The organism is Amycolatopsis rhabdoformis (assembly GCF_035918295.1).
Taxonomy (GTDB): Bacteria; Actinomycetota; Actinomycetes; order Mycobacteriales; family Pseudonocardiaceae; genus Amycolatopsis; species Amycolatopsis rhabdoformis.
The window spans coordinates 8,976,716-8,993,674 of record NZ_CP142149.1; the positions used below are offsets into that span (position 1 = coordinate 8,976,716).

Sequence of the window (16,959 nt, forward strand, 5' to 3'; positions counted from 1 at the left end):
GGTGCCGGGTGTCGGCGGCCGAGGCGTGACGTCGCGCTGTTTGGCCCACGGACTGGCTGAACCCGTCACCCGCGCCGGTTTCCTGTCAGAGCAACGGAAAAGCCCCTCGGCCGCCACCGAGGGGCTTTTCCGACAGCCTCAGGTGCCTCAGCAGCTGAGGTTGCCACCCGGGTCGACGCCCAGGATGCCGGTGATCTTGCGGTACGCGTCGATGCGGCTTTGGACTTGGGCGGGGTTGCCGCCGTTGCATTCGATGGAGCCGTTGATGCTGCGGATCGTTTCGCCGAAGCCGCGGCCGTTGACCATGGCGTTGTGGGGGGTCATGGTGCCGGGGCCGCTTTGGGTGTTCCAGTACCAGAGGCCGGTTTTCCAGGCGACGGCCGAGTCGTTCTGCACGAGGTTCGGGTTGTGCAGCAGGTCGATGCCGAGCGCGTCGCCGGCGGCCTTGTAGTTGAAGTTCCAGCTGAGCTGGATCGGGCCGCGGCCGTAGTACGCGGCGGTGCCGGCGGGGCAGCCGTACGACTGGCTCGTGTCGCAGTAGTGCGGGTAGTTCGCGGTGTTCTGCTCCACGATGTACACCAGGCCACCGGTTTCGTGGCTCACGTTCGCGAGGAACGCCGCGGCTTCCTGCTTCTTCACGGTGTCACTGCCGGAATTCGCGAAGCCCGGGTACGCGCCGAGTGCGTTGGTGAGTCCACTGTAGCTGTAGAACGAGTTCCGCCCCGGGAACATCTGGTTGAACTGCGCCTCGCTCACGACGAAGCTCGCGGCGGGCGCGGCGGTCGCCGCGGTGGTGGCCGGCACGAGCACCGCGACCGCGGCCGCGGCGGCCATTCCGACGGCGGTGAGGATCCTTCGCAGGGACATGGGCTAACTCCTTTGTTTGCCCTGGGGAGTGGTCTACACCAATGAGGTATAGACCAATCACTTCAGGGTGAACAGGGCTCCATGGTCAAGAAGACGCGATCAGAGCAGTGGAGTTGGTGAATAACTTGCTGTCCGTAGTCCGATGCCGCCGAACGGGTGAGTGTTTTTCACGTTTTGCTCGCGGCGTGCGATCGGAATCGGGTCAACCGGACACCGCGAACGGCCGTTCGGGCGACCGGAATCGCGCCGCAAGGCGCTGACCACCAGTGACACCGTCAGCCTGGGGGTGGTCACCCGGGTTCCCCGGACGGGCGCTAGTGTCGGCGCCCGAGTTGATCAGAACCGACAGGTCTTGACACGCTCGGTAGTTTTTTCACAGAACGGCTCATCCTTACGGGTGAGAGATCTCGCCAGGAACATCACTTCGCGGGAGGCACTCCGGTGCGCAACCCAGGTCATCTCCTGTTGCGGTCCACGCTGCGCTCGGCCCGGTCGGCAACGCTCGTCGTGCTGCCCGCCGTGCTGCTGCTGGTCGGCAGCGGCACGGCCCTCGCCGACGACGGCGTGGTCCGCGCGGAGACCGCTTCACCCGGCTTCGGCATCCTCGGCCCGGTCGGGCTGGTCGCCGTGGCCCTCGGCATCGTCGGCATGGCCCTCGGCGTGTTGCGCCAGCGCCGCAAGGCCCGCGCGGCCACCGCGCTCGCCACGCCCGAGCCCGCGGCCGAGTCCGTCGCCACCGAAGACCCCACCCGGCCCCTCGCGCCGATCCGGCAGCCCTGACGCCCTGACCGCGGGCCCCAGTGGTCCCAGCGGCCCGGCAGCCACGCGACAAGCACGACATTTCCGGCCCGGTCGGGCCAATCGGCCCCCGTGCAGTGGCCCCGAGCACAGCCGCTCCCTTGCGGCAGAACCTGGCCACGCAGCACTCGCGCCTGGCGAGGGCGGATCCCCGTTGGCCCGCCGCCTACTCGTGGCCCAGCTCCGAGCGGCGCTCTGAAGCACCCTGGACCAGCAACAACTCGCCCCATGCCGGCCCGGCCACTCGCACCGCACGGCTTGCCTCACAGCGACCCGGTCGGGCTTGTAGCCGCACGGACCCGCAGTCATCCAGTTGGCAGCCATCGACACCCACCAACTCCTGAGACCCCGCTCACGCCCCCGCCAAAGCTCCGAAAAGCGACCTCCCCGCGGACCCACCCCTGCGCCTCCCGAAAGCTCCTGAAAGAATCCCCGACGTGTCCGACGAACAGAACGGGCGCCTGCGGGTGCTTTCCGGGATCCAGCCGACGGCCGACTCGTTCCACCTCGGCAACTACCTCGGCGCGCTGCGGCAGTGGGTGAAGCTGCAGGACACGCACGAGACCTTCTACTGCGTCGTGGACCTGCACGCCATCACCGTGGAGCAGGACCCGAAGGTGCTGCTCGAGCGCACGCGCCGCTCGGCCGCGCAGTTGCTCGCCATCGGGGTGGATCCGGAGCGCAGTGCGCTGTTCGTCCAGAGCCACGTGCCGGAGCACGCGCAGCTCGGTTGGGTGCTCGAATGCCAGACCGGGTTCGGCGAGGCCAGCCGGATGACGCAGTTCAAGGACAAGTCGGCCAAACAGGGCGCCGACCGGGCCAGCGTCGGGCTGTTCACCTACCCGATTCTGCAGGCCGCCGACATCCTGCTCTACCAGGCCAACGCCGTGCCGGTCGGTGAGGACCAGCGCCAGCACCTGGAGCTCACGCGCAACCTCGCGCAGCGCTTCAACAACCGCCTGGGCAAGACGTTCGTGGTCCCCGAGCCCTACATCGTGAAGGACACGGCCAAGATCTACGACCTGCAGGACCCGACGGCCAAGATGAGCAAGTCGGCGTCCGCGGCCAACGGCCTGGTGGAGCTGCTCGAAGACCCGAAGCGCTCGGCCAAGAAGATCCGCTCGGCGGTGACCGACACCGGCCGCGAGGTCAAGTTCGACGCCGAGAACAAGGCCGGCGTGTCCAACCTGCTCAGCATCTACTCGGCGCTCGCCGAGCGCTCGATCGCCGACCTCGAGGCGGCGTACGACGGCAAGGGCTACGGCGACCTCAAGAAGGACCTCGCCGAAGTCCTCGTCGAGTGGGTCACGCCGATCCAGGCCCGCGTGCAGTCCTATTTGGACGACGTGGCCGAGCTCGACAAGGTGCTCGCCCGCGGGGCGCAGCGCGCACGGGAGGTGGCAGCGCCCACGCTCGCCACCGTATACGAGCGGTTGGGCTTCCTGCCGGCCGCTCGCTGAGAAACATTTGTCGGGGGACAAAAATTGAAGAAAAGTCTGTCCTTTTTGGCTGTCCTGGTGCTGCTCGCCGGGTGCGGTGAGTCCACTCCGGACAGCCAGCAGGCGTCGGGGATCCCGGATGGCCAGACCACGCAGCGGCCCGGCTACGAAGGCTCCGACTACCCGGACCCCGCGCCGCTGAAGGAAAAGCCCCACGCTCAGGCCGTGCAGGTCGGCGGCAAGCCGGTGATCCAGGCGTGCAACCTGCTGTCGCTGAACGACCTGACCGACCTCGGCGTGAAGGTCGGCTCGCGGCCGGACCCGAACGTCGTGAACTTCAAGCGCATCTACCTGACCGGCGACGGCAAGGGCCCGCTCGAGACCTCGGCCATCACCTACTCCCAGGCCCCCGGCGAGGCGCTCAACGAGTGCACGTACGCCCTGGAGTCGAAGGACAGCACGCTTCAGGAGACGCTGTCGGTCGCGGTTTCGCAGCCGGCGTACGTGCCGTCGGCGGCCGAGACGGCGGCGGCGTTCGTCGGCGCACCGGCGAGCATCACCCTCGGCGCGGTGCACGCCTACTCGAAGCGCCGCCCGGTGCCCGAACCCGACGCTTCGGGCGAGGCCGCCGTGATCCTCGGTGACACCGTGGCCAGCTTCGACTTCGATCTCAAGGGCGCCGGCAACGCCGGGAAACTGCAGGACATCGCCAAGCGCGTGATGCAGAACCTCGAGAAGCAGACCAACGCCCCGGCCGGCCCGAGCACCGTCGACTACGCCAGCCCGGTGTTCCCCGTGCCCGTCGCGCAGCCGTGCCCGCTGCTCACCGCCAACACGGTGACGCCCGCCATCGGCGCCGAGACGTCGCCGCTGGTCACCGAGACGCCGGGCACCGCCGTCGGCGACATCGTGTTCCCGCACGACCCGCAGCAGCGCAACTACGTGCAGATCACCTGCGAGCGCGGCACCGGCGAGGACGACCCGCTCTCGCGCAAGGCCCTCTCGCTCACGGCCACGAGCTTCCTCACCGACGACGCCGCCAAGCAGTACGTGGAGAACACCGCCGGTGCCCACGGCGGCCAGGCACCGTCGACCGCGATCGGTGACGAATCGAAGATCATGACTGACACCCTGTCGGTGAAAACCCGGGGCGTGCTGATCTTCCGCAAGGGCCGCTTCGCCTTCGAGTTGAACGTCGACGACCACGACGCGCACCCCGACGGCATCAGCCTCGCCGAAGCCAACACCCTGCTGGTGCCCGCCGGGCAGAAGATCGCCCGGGCCTTCCAGGGAGCCTAGGTTTTCAAGGGGTACAGGTGCGACTGATCGTCCTCAACGGACCGCCCGCCATCGGCAAGTCGACGCTGGCGGCGCGGTTCGCCGAAGACCACCCGCCCGCGCTGAACCTCGACATCGACCGCATCCGCGTGCTCGTCGGCGGCTGGCGGGAGCGGCCGCGTGAATCCGGGGAAGCGGCCCGCGCGTTGGCCCTCGCCGCCGCGCGAGCGCACCTCACCGCGGGCCACGACGTGGTGGTCCCGCAGCTGCTCGCCCGCCCGGATTTCCTGCTGCAGCTGGAGAATCTCGCGCACGAAACCGGCGCGGCCCTCCACGAGCTCGTGCTCTGGGACAGCCGCGACAACGTCCTGAACCGCTTCGCCGACCGCGTACCCCGGCCGGAGCACCACGAAACCACCGCGGCCGAAGTCGGCGAGTTCTACGACCACCTCGAAGCTTTCCTGGCCGAACGGCCGCGGGCGCGCGTGATCACGACCGCGGCCGGCCACGTCGACGAGGCTTATCGAGCCGTTCTGGCCGCTCTGCACTGACCCGGAGTGGCCGCTCGCGTTGCGGCTCTCACCCACCGTGTTTACCGTTTTACGGTGGCGAACAAGACTGGTGACCAGGAAAAGCTGCTGCCTCGGCTGCGGCGGAAGTACCCGTGGCTGGATCACCTGATCCGAGCCAATGAATCCTTCGGCGAAAACTACGGCAACCACTACGCCGCCGCTATCACGTACTTCAGTGTGCTGGCGGTGTTCCCGATCTTCATGGTGGCGTTCGCGGTCGTGGGCATCGTCGTGGGCGGCGATCAGGCGGTGATCGACCAGATCAGCAACGGGATCAAGAGTTCCGTGCCCGAGGCGCTACAAGGACTCGTGACGCAGATCGTCGACGCGGCCATCAAGTCCGGCAGCGGTATCGGGATCTTCGGTCTGCTGCTGGCGCTCTACTCGGGCATCGGCTGGATGTCGAACCTGCGTGACGCCCTCACCGCGCAGTGGGGTCAGGAGAAGAAGCAGCAGCCGATCGTGGCGACGACGATCAAGGACCTGCTCTCGCTCGTGGGGCTCGGCGTGGCGCTGATCGTGTCGTTCGCGGTGACGGCGGCCGGCGGCGGGGTGGGGCAGTACCTGCTCGAACTCGTCGGCCTGGAACACGCGACCTGGGCCGTGTGGGCGCTGCGCGTGGCGACGATCATCCTGGGCCTGGCGGCCAACACGCTCGTGTTCATCTGGGTCATCGCGCGGCTGCCTCGCGAGCACGTGGCGATGCGCAGCGCGGTGAAGGGCGCGATCGTGGCCGCGATCGGGTTCGTGATCCTGCAGCAGGTGGCGTCGATCTACCTCGCGAGCGTGACGAAATCACCGGCGGCGGCGATCTTCGGGCCGATCATCGGTCTGCTCGTGTTCGCGAACCTGGTGTCGCGCTTCCTGCTCATGGTCACGGCGTGGACCGCGACGGCGAAGGAGAACCAGCGCAAGGTCGTGCGGCCGCCGGCGCCGGTGCGGCTGGAGCCGCGCGTGACCGTCCAACGTGGATTCGGCCTGGGCACGGCGGCGGGCGTGTTCAGCGTGGGCGCGCTGCTCGGCTGGATGGGCCGCCGGCGCGACTAGGCCTGCTTCTTGCGCTGGTGGCCGATCACGAACCCGCCGATGATGATGAGGGCGACCACCAGCGTGAGGATCCAGCCGGTGGTGCCGAACGGGTCGTCCTTCGCGGGCGCGGCCGCTGAAGCCGCGCCGGCGGCGACGTTCGCCGGGGGAGCGGGCGGCGCCGTGGCCACGAGGGCCTCGTACGCGATGCGGCCCACGGGCGCGGCGTGGTCGTCCTCCAGCGCGAAGCCGTAGTCGAGCAGCTTGCCCGCCTGGTCGACCACCTTCGTGGGCCGCTGCTCCGCGCGCATCATCACCACGGCCAGCCGGTGCCCGTCGCGCTGCGCGGCGCCCACGTAGGTGTGGCGGGCGTCGTCGGTGAACCCGGTCTTGCCGCCGAGGAAGCCGGGGTAGACGCCGAGGAGCTTGTTGTCGTTGTAGACCGGAATGGCGGGTTTCCCACCCGCCGGCGGGATCGTGTACGACTTCGTGGCCACGGCCTGCGCGATTTCCTGCTGCTTCATCGCGTAGTGGAAGATCAGGCTCAGGTCGTAGGCCGACGTCGACATCCCGGGCCCGTCGAGCCCCGACGGCGTCGCCGCGCGCGTGTCCGTGGCGCCGATGCGTTTGGCCAGCAGGTTCATCTTGGTCGTCGTGATGTCGACTCCGCCGAGCGCCGTGGCGAACGCGTGGGCCACGTCGTTGCCCGAGTGCATCAGCAGGCCGTGCAGCAGCTGGTCGACGGTGTACGACGCCCCCGCCGTGATGCCGACGCAGGTGCACTCCTGCTCGGCGTCCTCCTTGGTCGGCACCACGATCTGGTCGGGCTTCATCTCGGACACCACGACCAGCGCCAGCAGCGTCTTGATGAGCGACGCCGGCCGCTCGCGCGCGTGCGGGTCCTTCGCCGCGATCACGTCACCGGTGTCGAGGTCCTGCACCACCCACGACGCGGCCGTGTTGCCGTCCGGCGGGTTGAGCGCGCCGTCGGGCAGGACCATCCCGCAGCCGCCCATCCGCAGCCCGCCCACGGGCTCCACGGGCACCGGCAACGGCGGCGGCACGGTCTGCCCGGGCGCCGGCTTCTCGGACGTGTCGACGGGCGCGGGTGGCGCGGCCTGGCCCTGGCAGGGCTGGGCCTGCGTGGCCGCCGGGCCTCGTCCGACCGCGTGGGCCTGCTGACTCACCGGCCCCACGACGACCAGCATCGCGACGAGGACCGGGAGCGACCGGGAGAAAACTCTGCGCACCCACGCAATCTAGCGCCGAGAGCCCGGTTGCATACTCAGGGGCATGCGCATTTCGCGAGGTACCGCGGTCTTCCTGCTGCTGTTCGGCGTGTGGTCCTGGATCATCTGGATCACCTTCGCCAAGAACCTCTGGGCCAGCACCCAATCGTGGGCCCCGGACGGCTCGCCCACGGCGTACTTCTTCGTGCACGCGGTGCTCACGGTGGTGTCGTTCGTGCTGGGGACGAACATCGGCGTGCTGGGGTGGCGTGCGGTGCGCGCCACCCGATCGGAGGAACGTGTGTCCGCCGACAAGTGATCATTCGGCGGCACTCGGTGATCGCGTATCCCGATGGGTGGGCCGGCACGACGGCCGAGGGGGCGCGGGGTATATTCAGCGACCCCGCGAGCCGCCATCAGGTGGCTCGGCAATGTGAATGGACTTCGTATGCACGGCGGTTCCGAAACGGGTGGAAACTGATCGGTTCACCCGATCGCGCACCCGGGAAAGGGTCCGGAGTTTCGACTCCGGGCCCTTTCCTGTTGCCGGCCGCCTTGTCTGTCGTCTTGTCAGTCGTCGCGTGAGTAATCCGCGATGAAGCCCATGCGGTGAGACATTTTCGGATTCGCGGCGGAGAACTCCACGACCACGTCCTTGCCCTGGCGGATCCGGCGCAGCCCCTGCGCGCCCTGGTTGCGCACCACGAACGACGAATCGTGTTTGACGTTGCGGAAGATCACGCGGTGCTCGAACTTGCTCACGTCCTTTGTGAACAGGACGTCGAACGCCTCGGGTTCCGCGCCGGTCATCAGATCCACGGAGTACTTCGGCCAGGTCCATTCGACCGTGACCACATCGCCCTCCTGAACCACGTTGCCGAGGTGAATGTAGAGGTCGAGCTTCGGTTTACCGTTGGAAGAAGTGGACCAGATGGACGTCGCATTGGCACGCGTTCGCTGATCGACGTCTTCCGGTCCGGCGTGGAAAGCTTTGCACTCCACCAATCTGCGGCCGCGTTCGGACAACGGTGTGGTGCCGTAGTACACCAGGTTCACCGAGAGATACCTCGGAATCCGGTCGCCCGCTTCGTGGAGCACGAGAACTCGGCGGCAGAACGCGTCGCCGTTGTCCTCCACGGTCACTTCCTGCTTCCACTCCTGCACCGAGATGGGCTTGCGGGTGCGCACGGCGAGCGCGTCGGCGTAGCTGTGCAGGAGTTCCTCGCTGTGCTTCACCCTGGTGCGGAGTTTGTGCGTGCCGGCGAAGGAAATCGCGCTCGCGATCACGAACAGCCCACCCGCGATGCTCGCGAACGTGGTCTGCAGCCAGGCCAAGCCGAGCACCTCGCCGAGCAGGCCGACACTGCCGAGCGAGGCCACCGTCGCGGCGAACACCCGCAAGTAACCGTGCCGGAACACGAGTTCTTCGAGATCGGCGATCAACGGTGCCCCACGTTGGGAAAGCACCTTCCGCAGTTCCGCACCAGCGCTCATCTGTTCGTTCCCCGTCGCACGACCGTATGAGACATCGGTAACTCGCCAGGTTAGTCCCATCACGCACAGTCGCCCTAGCTCCGTTCAGGGGAGTTTTGTCCGACTTGGCTGCGAACCGGCAACGAAAAGGCCCCCATCCGGCATACCGGATGGGGGCCTCTCGACAGCGAAATTATCAGACCCGCTTGAACAGCAAAGCCCTCTTCACTTCCTGAATCGCCTTCGTCACCTGAATCCCGCGCGGGCAGGCGTCCGTGCAGTTGAACGTGGTGCGGCAGCGCCACACGCCCTCGGCGTCGTTCAGGATGTCCAGCCGCTCCTCGGCCGCGTCGTCGCGCGAGTCGAAGATGAAGCGGTGGGCGTTCACGATCGCGGCGGGGCCGAAGTACGAGCCGTCGTTCCAGTAGACCGGGCAGGACGACGTGCAGCAGGCGCAGAGGATGCACTTGGTGGTGTCGTCGAAGCGGTCACGGTCGGCCTGGGACTGGATGCGCTCGCGGGAGGGCTCGTGGCCGTAGTTGATGAGGTAGGGCTTCACCGACCGGTAGGCCTCGAAGAACGGGTCCATGTCGACGTAGAGGTCCTTCAACGTCGTCAGGCCCTTGATCGGGGCGATGGTGATGACGGTCTTCTTGCCGTCCTTCTCCAGCAGGTCCTTCATGAGCACCTTGCAGGCCAAACGGTTGATGCCGTTGATCTGCATGGCGTCGGAACCGCACACGCCGTGGGCGCACGAACGGCGGAACGAGAACGTGCCGTCGACGTAGTCCTTGACGTAGAACAGCAGGTTGAGCAGCCGGTCGGTGCGCTGCGCGGGGACGTCGTAGGACTCCCAGTGCGGCTCGGTGTCGACCTCGGGGTTGAAGCGCAGGATCTTCAGCGTGACCGTGATCGGCGTGTGGTCCTGCGAGGCCGCGGGGGCTTCTTCGGTGGTTGCCGCAGTCATCAGTACTTCCGCTCCATCGGCTCGTATCGCGTGAAGGTCACCGGCTTGTAGTCGAGGCGGATGTCGGCCGAGAGGCCCTCGCCCTGCTTGTACGCCATGGTGTGGCGCATGAAGTTCGTGTCGTCGCGGGTCGGGTAGTCCTCGCGGGCGTGGCCGCCGCGGGACTCCTTGCGCGCCAGGGCGCCCACGATCAGGACCTCGGCCAGCTCGAGCAGGAAGCCCAGCTCGACGGCCTCGAGCAGGTCGGTGTTGTACCGCTTGCCCTTGTCCGACACGGTGATCCGCGTGTACCGCTCCTTCAGCGCCTGGATGTCCGTGAGCGCCTGCTTGAGCGTGTCCTCGGTGCGGTACACCGAAGCGTGCGAGTCCATCGTCTGCTGCATTTCCTTGCGGATGTCGGCGACGCGCTCGTCACCGTGCTCCGACAGCAGACCCGAGAGCTGCTCCTCGACCAGCTTGGTCGGCAGCTCCGGCAGCTCCACGTGCTCGTGGGCCAGCGCGTACTCCGCGGCCGCGATGCCCGCCCGGCGGCCGAACACGTTGATGTCCAGCAGCGAGTTGGTGCCCAGGCGGTTCGAGCCGTGCACCGACACGCACGCGACCTCGCCGGCCGCGTACAGGCCCGGGATCACGTTCTCGTTGTCGCGCAGCGCTTCGCCGTGGATGTTGGTCGGGATGCCGCCCATCACGTAGTGACACGTCGGGAACACCGGCACCGGCTCCTTCACCGGGTCGACGCCCAGGTAGGTGCGCGAGAACTCGGTGATGTCCGGCAGCTTGGTCTCGAGGACCTCCACCGGCAGGTGGGTCACGTCGAGGACCACGTAGTCCTTGTTCGGGCCCATGCCGCGGCCCTGCAGCACCTCCTGGACCATCGAGCGGGCGACGATGTCGCGCGGCGCGAGGTCCTTGATGGTGGGGGCGTAGCGCTCCATGAAGCGCTCGCCCTCGGAGTTGCGCAGGATCCCGCCCTCGCCGCGGACGGCTTCGGAGATCAGGATGCCCAGGCCCGCGAGGCCGGTCGGGTGGAACTGGAAGAACTCCATGTCCTCCAGCGGCAGGCCCTTGCGGAAGATGATGCCGAGGCCGTCACCGGTGAGGGTGTGCGCGTTCGACGTCGTCTTGAAGATCTTGCCCGCGCCGCCGGTGGCGAACACGATGGACTTGGCCTGGAACACGTGCAGCTCGCCGGTGGCCAGCTCGTAGGCCACCACGCCGGACGCGATCGGGTTGCCGTTCTCGTCCTCGCTGGTCACGAGGTCGAGCACGTAGAACTCGTTGAAGAACTCCGTGCCGTACTTGACGCAGTTTTGGTACAGCGTCTGCAGGATCATGTGGCCGGTGCGGTCCGCGGCGTAGCAGGCGCGGCGCACCGCGGCCTTGCCGTGGTCACGTGTGTGGCCGCCGAAGCGGCGCTGGTCGATCTTGCCCTCGGGCGTGCGGTTGAACGGCAGGCCCATCTTCTCCAGGTCGAGGACCGCGTCGATGGCCTCCTTGGCCATGATCTCCGCCGCGTCCTGGTCGACCAGGTAGTCACCGCCCTTGACGGTGTCGAAGGTGTGCCACTCCCAGTTGTCCTCTTCGACGTTCGCCAGCGCGGCGCACATGCCGCCCTGGGCGGCGCCGGTGTGGGACCGCGTCGGGTACAGCTTCGTGAGGACCGCGGTGCGGGCGCGCTGGCCGGACTCGATGGCCGCGCGCATGCCGGCGCCGCCGGCACCGACGATCACCACGTCGTACTTGTGGAACTGCATAGGGATTGCTCCGCTTATCAGGAATCGAGCAGTGTGTGGTGGGTGCGCCTAGCTGGCGGGCATCTCGGGGTCGAACGTGAAGATCACCAGCGTGCCGACGGCCAGGATCAGGACCATCGACACGTACAGCAGGATCTTCAGCCAGAACCGCGTGGAGTCCTTGCGCGCGTAGTCGTCGATGATCGTGCGCAGGCCGTTGCCGCCGTGGATCTCGGCGAGCCACAGCATCGCGAGGTCCCAGAACTGCCAGAACGGAGAGGCCCAGCGGCCGGCGACGAAGCCCCAGTTGATGCGGTGCACACCGCCGTCGAGGATGTTCATGATCAGCAGGTGGCCGAGCACCAGGATGATCAGCGCGAGGCCCGAGATGCGCATGAACAGCCAGCTGTACAGCTCGAAGTTGCTGCGACGGGCCGCGGGACGCTTCGGGGTGCGCGGCGATTCGATGACGAGCGAGTCGGCCATGGTCAGTTACCCCCGAAGAGCATCTCGGCCGTGCGCTTCAGCATGAAGAAGGCACCCGGAATCATCACGACGACCCACACGACACCGATCACCCACAGCATCGTCTTCTGGAACTTCGGTCCCTTGGACCAGAAGTCGACCAGCATGACGCGGATGCCGTTGAGGGCGTGGAAGAGGACCGCCCCGACGAGACCGACCTCGAGCAGGTTCACGAGCGGCGTCTTGTACGTGTCGATCACCTGGTCGTAGGTGTTCGGCGACACGCGCACCAGCGCGGTGTCGAGCACGTGCACGAACAAGAAGAAGAATGTCAGCACGCCGGTGATGCGGTGCAGCACCCAGGACCACATGCCGGGGTCGCCCCGGTAGAAGGTCCCCTGCCGGCGTGAGGCACCCGCCCGATCGCTCGCTGCCGCCTCAGTGGCGGAGCTCGCCGTGGTGGACATCGGTGAACGGCCTCCAACGTCATCTGTTGTGCCCGGGTGACCGGTGAGGTCCGCAACCCGCCGCGGCGTCGGTCCACTGGGGACAACGCCGGCAGCGATGCCGAGATCTAGGGCCATCGAGCGTGGATGAAAGGATGCTAGACCCGCCATCTGCACCCGGCTCACCTCCGGGTTCGTCTCTGTGATGGACCAGACACCCGCAGCGTCCTGAGCCACTCGGACGTGTGGCGCCGGCCACGCGCCGCGCCCGGCCCGGGGTGAAGGCGACCTGGGGCTTCGGGCCCGGTCGATTCGATTCAGCACGCCGGAACCGGGTGCGGTCGCGGGTGAAAAACAAGCCGGGCCGGAACGGTTTTCGTGATGTCCGCAACGCCCCGTTCCGCGCGGCCTCCGACGGGGCCCTTCGGCGGGGTCTTCAGTAGTGCTTTCGGCGGGCTTTCGACGACTGGTGGACGAAGATCGTCCGGACGGGTAACGCGCGCGGCGACGACGGTCCGGTACCGGGTCCGCGGTGACAGCTGGTGAGCGCGTTCCTGAACCAGTTGATCACCGTAAGTACACGATCGGTCGCGAATCGGACCGCTGAGTAAACGTTTGTGTCACGTAGCGTGCCTTTCCTATGGCGCTCGTCTTGCCGTTGGGTACGGTTCTGCCGTCGAACTCGGCGATGGAGCCGGGTCGATCTCGATTCGTCCGCTGGATCAGCGGGGAGGGAGACACACGTTGCGTCGCATGCGTGGAACCGCGCTGGCCGCCGCGACCATGGCCGGGGTCCTCACCTTGGCAGGGTGCGCGAAGGACACCGGCGGGAGCAGCAGCACCAACACCGCGGCGGGAAGCGGCTCGGACTCGAGCTGCGTCACCGCCCCCAAGCCGCCCGCGGCTCCCGCCGCGGCCACGAGCAGCAGCTCGACCGGCGAGAAGGTGGACGGCAGCAAGCTGAAGGTCGGTCTGGCGTTCGACATCGGCGGCCGGGGTGACGCCTCGTTCAACGACGCGGCCGCGGCCGGTGTCGACAAGGCGAAGTCCGAGCTCGGCATCACCACCGTCAGCGAGAGCACGGCCAGCCCGAGCGAGAGCGAGTCGGCCAAGCAGCAGCGCCTGGAGCAGATGGCGTCGCAGGGTCTCAACCCGATCATCGCGGTCGGGTTCGCCTACGCGCCGGCCGTGACCGCCGTCGCGCCGAAGCACCCGGACACCAAGTTCGCGATCGTCGACGACGACACGATCAAGCTCCCCAACGTGACGCCGCTGGTGTTCGCCGAGGAGCAGGGTTCGTTCCTGGCCGGCGTCGCCGCCGTCTACAAGAGCAAGAACTGCCACATCGGCTTCATCGGTGGCGTGAACACGCCGCTGATCCAGAAGTTCGAGGCCGGCTACCTGCAGGGCGCGAAGGCCGTGTCGAACAAGGTCAAGATCGAGGACGAGTACCTCACGCCGGCCGGTGACTTCTCCGGCTTCCAGGACCCGGCCAAGGGCAACGTGAAGGCCGCCGCCGAGATCAACAACGGCGCCGACGTGATCTACCACGCCGCCGGTGCCTCCGGCAAGGGTGTGTTCGACGCCGCCAAGACGTCGGGCAAGGCCTTGGCCATCGGGGTCGACTCCGACCAGTACAACCAGGCCACCGTCGCGGCCGACAAGGACATCATCATCACGTCGATGTTGAAGCGCGTGGACGTCGCGGTGTTCGACTTCCTGCAGGCCGACGCCAAGGGCGACCTGAGCGTGCTGCCGAAGCGCTTCGACCTCAAGGTCGACGGCGTCGGCTACGCCACCTCGGGCGGCAAGGTCGACGACATCAAGGACGTGCTGGACGGGTACAAGGCCCAGATCATCTCCGGCGCCATCCAGGTTTCGGACAAGCCGGCCAAGTAGTACCAGCCACGTGCCAGGGCTCGGAAGGATCTTCCTTCCGAGCCCTCGCGCGTTTCGTCAGAACTGCGTTCGACAGAACTGGATGTCCTCGTTATGAGCACTCCCGAGGCCGAAGCCGTCCCCGACCGGGGCACGACGGCCGTCCAGCTGACCGGGATCACCAAACGCTTCCCGGGCGTGGTCGCCAACTCCGACGTCAACCTCACCGTGGCCGCGGGCGAGGTGCACGCCCTCTGCGGCGAGAACGGCGCGGGCAAGTCGACCCTGATGAAGATCCTCTACGGGATGCAGCAGCCCGACGAGGGAACCATCGCCATCAACGGCACCGAGCTGAAACTGCGCAACCCGCAGGACGCCATCGAGGCCGGGATCGGCATGGTGCACCAGCACTTCATGCTCGCCGACAACTTCACCGTCGCGGAGAACGTGTTCCTCGGCGCGGAGCCCCTGCACGGCATCGGCCGTGAGGCGCGCGCCCGGCTCGCGAAGCTCTCGGAGCAGACCGGCCTGCGCGCCAAGCCCGACGCGTTGCTCGAAGAGCTCGGCGTGGCCGACCGCCAGCGCGTGGAGATCGTGAAGGTCCTCTACCGCGGCGCGAAGATCATCATCCTCGACGAGCCGACCGCTGTGCTCGTGCCGCAGGAGGTCGACGCGCTCTTCACCACGGTCCGCGAGATGCAGGCCGAGGGCTACACCTTCCTCTTCATCTCCCACAAGCTCGACGAGGTGCGCGCGATCGCCGACACCGTCACGGTGATCCGGCGCGGCACCACCGTCGGCACGGTCGACCCGAAGACCATGACCAGCCGTCAGCTGGCGGAGATGATGGTGGGCTCGGAGCTGCCCAGCCCGGAGACGCGCGAGTCGACGGTGACCGACCGCGACGTGCTGCGGCTGGTGGACGTGAGCCTCACGGCCGAGAACTCCACGCTGAAGCTGCTCGACGACATCGCCTTCACCGTGCACGCGGGTGAGGTGCTCGGCATCGCGGGCGTGGAGGGCAACGGCCAGACCGAGCTCGTCGAGACCATCATGGGCATGCGCAAGGCCAGCGGCGGGCACATCGAGCTCGCCGAGGCCGACGGGAAGATCCACGACCTGGTGAAACTGGGCACGCTCGCGCGGCGCGAGGCCGGCATCGGCTACATCGCCGAAGACCGCACGCGCCACAGCCTGCTGCTCACGCAACCGTTGTGGGCCAACCGGATCCTCGGCTACCAGACGCGCAAGCCGGTCTCGAGCGGACAGCTGCTCGACATCGCCGGCGCGCGCCGCGACACCGAGCGCATCGTGCGCGAGTACGACGTGCGTACGCCGGGCATCGACGTACCCGCCGCCGCGCTCTCGGGCGGCAACCAGCAGAAGCTGATCGTGGGACGCGAACTGTCGGGCAACCCCGTGCTGCTCATCGCTTCGCACCCCACGCGCGGCGTCGACGTCGGTGCGCAGGCCATGATCTGGGAACAGATCCGCCAGGCCCGCGCCGACGGTCTCGCGGTGCTGCTGATCTCCGCCGACCTCGACGAGCTGATCGGGCTCTCCGACACGATCCGCGTGATGCTGCGCGGGCGCCTGGTGAGTGAGGCGAACCCCGCCACGGTGACCCCGCAGGAACTCGGTTCCGCCATGACCGGTGCCGAAGAAGGTGAAGAGGCGTAATGACTTCGTGGCGCACGCGGCTGCTGCCGCCCCTGCTCGCGATCGTGTTCGCCGTGCTGCTCTCGGCGATCGCGCTCGTCATCTCCGGCGCCAACCCGCTGGAGGCGTACGGGACCATGGTGGGGCAGCTCTTCAAGGGCTCCACCGCCGTGGACACGGTGAACCTCGCGACGGTGTACTACCTGTCCGGGCTCGCGGTGGCCATCGGCTTCCAGATGAACCTGTTCAACATCGGTGTCGAGGGCCAGTACCGGTTCGCGGCCGTGGTGGCCGCCATCATCGGCGGCGCGCTGCACCTGCCCCCGGTGATCCACACCCTCGTGATCCTGATCGTCGCGGTCGCCTCCGGCGCGCTGTACGCGCTGGTTCCCGCCGTGCTGAAGGTGACCCGCGGCGTCAGCGAGGTCATCTCCACGATCATGCTGAACTCGATCGTCGCCGGCATCATCGCGTTCCTCGTGAACGCCGACCAGTTCGGTGTGCAGTCGGGCAACAACATCGGCACGCGCACGATCGCGCCGTCGGGCCGGATCCCCGGCGTGCCGCTGGGGTCGGGTGTGCTGTTCGGGTTCTTCTTCATCGCCATCGTGATCGGCATCGCCTACTGGTTCATGCTCAACCGCACGCGGTTCGGTTTCGAGCTCAAGGCGAGCGGTGAGTCCTCGACCGCCGCTGCCGCCGGTGGCGTGAGCGCGAAGCGGATGACGCTGATCGCGATGCTGCTCTCGGGCGCGGTGGCGGGTCTCGTCGCGATGCCGGAGCTGCTCGGCCGCGACTACAGCTACGGCATCACGGCCACGCAGATGTACGGCTTCACCGGCATCGCCGTGGCGCTGCTGGGCCGCAACCACCCCGGTGGCATCGCGTTCGGCGCGCTGCTGTGGGCGTTCCTCGACACCTCCGCGGTGTCGCTGGAGCAGATCAACGTGTCCAAGGAGATCGCGACGATCATGCAGGGCATCATCGTGCTGTCGGTTGTCATCGCGTACGAGGTCGTGCGCCGCGCCGACCTCGCGGCCGAACAACGCAGGGTGGGCCGAGCGCTCGCCGGCAACGGGCGCAAGGGTTCGTCCGTCGCGGAAGGCGGTGCGGTGTGAGCCAGGTGACG

General features: G+C 67.7%; 16 protein-coding genes. 9 read left to right on the forward strand and 7 right to left on the reverse strand.

Features of this window, described 5'->3' with window-relative positions; genetic code table 11:
* Positions 1 to 147: 147 nt before the first annotated feature.
* A complete protein-coding gene (locus tag VSH64_RS41745; protein ID WP_326568231.1) occupies positions 148 to 867 on the reverse strand; it encodes a chitinase in 720 nt (239 codons plus the stop codon).
* Between the two features lie 441 nt (positions 868 to 1,308).
* Between VSH64_RS41745 and VSH64_RS41750 the strand changes: the two genes are divergently transcribed.
* From VSH64_RS41750 to VSH64_RS41770, 5 genes are all read left to right on the forward strand, one after another.
* A complete protein-coding gene (locus VSH64_RS41750; protein ID WP_326568232.1) occupies positions 1,309 to 1,647 on the forward strand; it encodes a hypothetical protein in 339 nt (112 codons plus the stop codon).
* Positions 1,648 to 2,102: 455 nt separating this feature from the next.
* Positions 2,103 to 3,125 carry a tryptophan--tRNA ligase gene (gene trpS, locus VSH64_RS41755; RefSeq protein WP_326568233.1) on the forward strand — a complete coding sequence of 341 codons (1,023 nt, stop codon included), beginning with the start codon at positions 2,103 to 2,105 and terminating at the stop codon, positions 3,123 to 3,125.
* A gap of 24 nt (positions 3,126 to 3,149) precedes the next feature.
* Positions 3,150 to 4,403: a hypothetical protein gene (locus VSH64_RS41760; RefSeq protein WP_326568234.1), complete on the forward strand. Its 1,254-nt coding sequence runs from the start codon at positions 3,150 to 3,152 to the stop codon at positions 4,401 to 4,403.
* Between the two features lie 17 nt (positions 4,404 to 4,420).
* The gene (locus tag VSH64_RS41765; protein ID WP_326568235.1) at positions 4,421 to 4,933 is read left to right on the forward strand and encodes an AAA family ATPase; all 513 of its coding nucleotides are present in this window, start codon (positions 4,421 to 4,423) and stop codon (positions 4,931 to 4,933) included.
* A 54-nt stretch (positions 4,934 to 4,987) separates the two neighbouring features.
* Positions 4,988 to 6,001 carry a YhjD/YihY/BrkB family envelope integrity protein gene (locus tag VSH64_RS41770; protein WP_326568236.1) on the forward strand — a complete coding sequence of 338 codons (1,014 nt, stop codon included), beginning with the start codon at positions 4,988 to 4,990 and terminating at the stop codon, positions 5,999 to 6,001.
* Here the strand turns inward: VSH64_RS41770 and VSH64_RS41775 are convergent.
* Positions 5,998 to 7,230: a D-alanyl-D-alanine carboxypeptidase family protein gene (locus VSH64_RS41775; RefSeq protein WP_326568237.1), complete on the reverse strand. Its 1,233-nt coding sequence runs from the start codon at positions 7,228 to 7,230 to the stop codon at positions 5,998 to 6,000. The two genes, VSH64_RS41770 and VSH64_RS41775, sit on opposite strands and share 4 nt — an antisense overlap.
* 43 nt (positions 7,231 to 7,273) lie before the next feature.
* Here VSH64_RS41775 and VSH64_RS41780 point away from each other — a divergent pair, with 43 nt between their 5' ends.
* Complete coding sequence (locus VSH64_RS41780) at positions 7,274 to 7,528, forward strand: SCO4848 family membrane protein (protein WP_326568238.1); 255 nt, start codon at positions 7,274 to 7,276, stop codon at positions 7,526 to 7,528.
* 251 nt (positions 7,529 to 7,779) lie between these two features.
* Here VSH64_RS41780 and VSH64_RS41785 read toward each other — a convergent pair whose 3' ends face one another.
* From VSH64_RS41785 to sdhC, 5 genes are all read right to left on the reverse strand, one after another.
* Positions 7,780 to 8,703, reverse strand: a complete 924-nt coding sequence (locus VSH64_RS41785) for a hypothetical protein (protein ID WP_326568239.1) — start codon at positions 8,701 to 8,703, stop codon at positions 7,780 to 7,782.
* A gap of 175 nt (positions 8,704 to 8,878) precedes the next feature.
* Positions 8,879 to 9,649, reverse strand: coding sequence for a succinate dehydrogenase iron-sulfur subunit (locus tag VSH64_RS41790; RefSeq protein ID WP_326568240.1), 771 nt, complete (start codon positions 9,647 to 9,649; stop codon positions 8,879 to 8,881).
* Complete coding sequence (gene sdhA / locus VSH64_RS41795; RefSeq protein WP_326568241.1) at positions 9,649 to 11,403, reverse strand: succinate dehydrogenase flavoprotein subunit; 1,755 nt, start codon at positions 11,401 to 11,403, stop codon at positions 9,649 to 9,651. Before sdhA ends, VSH64_RS41790 begins: the two co-directional genes overlap by 1 nt.
* 48 nt (positions 11,404 to 11,451) lie before the next feature.
* Positions 11,452 to 11,868 carry a succinate dehydrogenase hydrophobic membrane anchor subunit gene (locus VSH64_RS41800; RefSeq protein ID WP_220246220.1) on the reverse strand — a complete coding sequence of 139 codons (417 nt, stop codon included), beginning with the start codon at positions 11,866 to 11,868 and terminating at the stop codon, positions 11,452 to 11,454.
* A gap of 2 nt (positions 11,869 to 11,870) precedes the next feature.
* Positions 11,871 to 12,314: a succinate dehydrogenase, cytochrome b556 subunit gene (gene sdhC / locus VSH64_RS41805; protein WP_326568242.1), complete on the reverse strand. Its 444-nt coding sequence runs from the start codon at positions 12,312 to 12,314 to the stop codon at positions 11,871 to 11,873.
* A gap of 732 nt (positions 12,315 to 13,046) precedes the next feature.
* Between sdhC and VSH64_RS41810 the strand changes: the two genes are divergently transcribed.
* The 3 genes from VSH64_RS41810 (at position 13,047) to VSH64_RS41820 (ending at position 16,948) form a co-directional block, all read left to right on the forward strand.
* Entirely contained in the window at positions 13,047 to 14,192 is a 1,146-nt protein-coding gene (locus tag VSH64_RS41810) for a BMP family lipoprotein (RefSeq protein ID WP_326568243.1), read from the forward strand.
* Positions 14,193 to 14,285: 93 nt separating this feature from the next.
* On the forward strand, positions 14,286 to 15,851 hold the full coding sequence (locus VSH64_RS41815) for an ABC transporter ATP-binding protein (protein WP_326568244.1): 1,566 nt from the start codon (positions 14,286 to 14,288) through the stop codon (positions 15,849 to 15,851).
* A complete protein-coding gene (locus VSH64_RS41820; RefSeq protein ID WP_326568245.1) occupies positions 15,851 to 16,948 on the forward strand; it encodes an ABC transporter permease in 1,098 nt (365 codons plus the stop codon). Before VSH64_RS41815 ends, VSH64_RS41820 begins: the two co-directional genes overlap by 1 nt.
* Positions 16,949 to 16,959 lie beyond the last annotated feature (11 nt).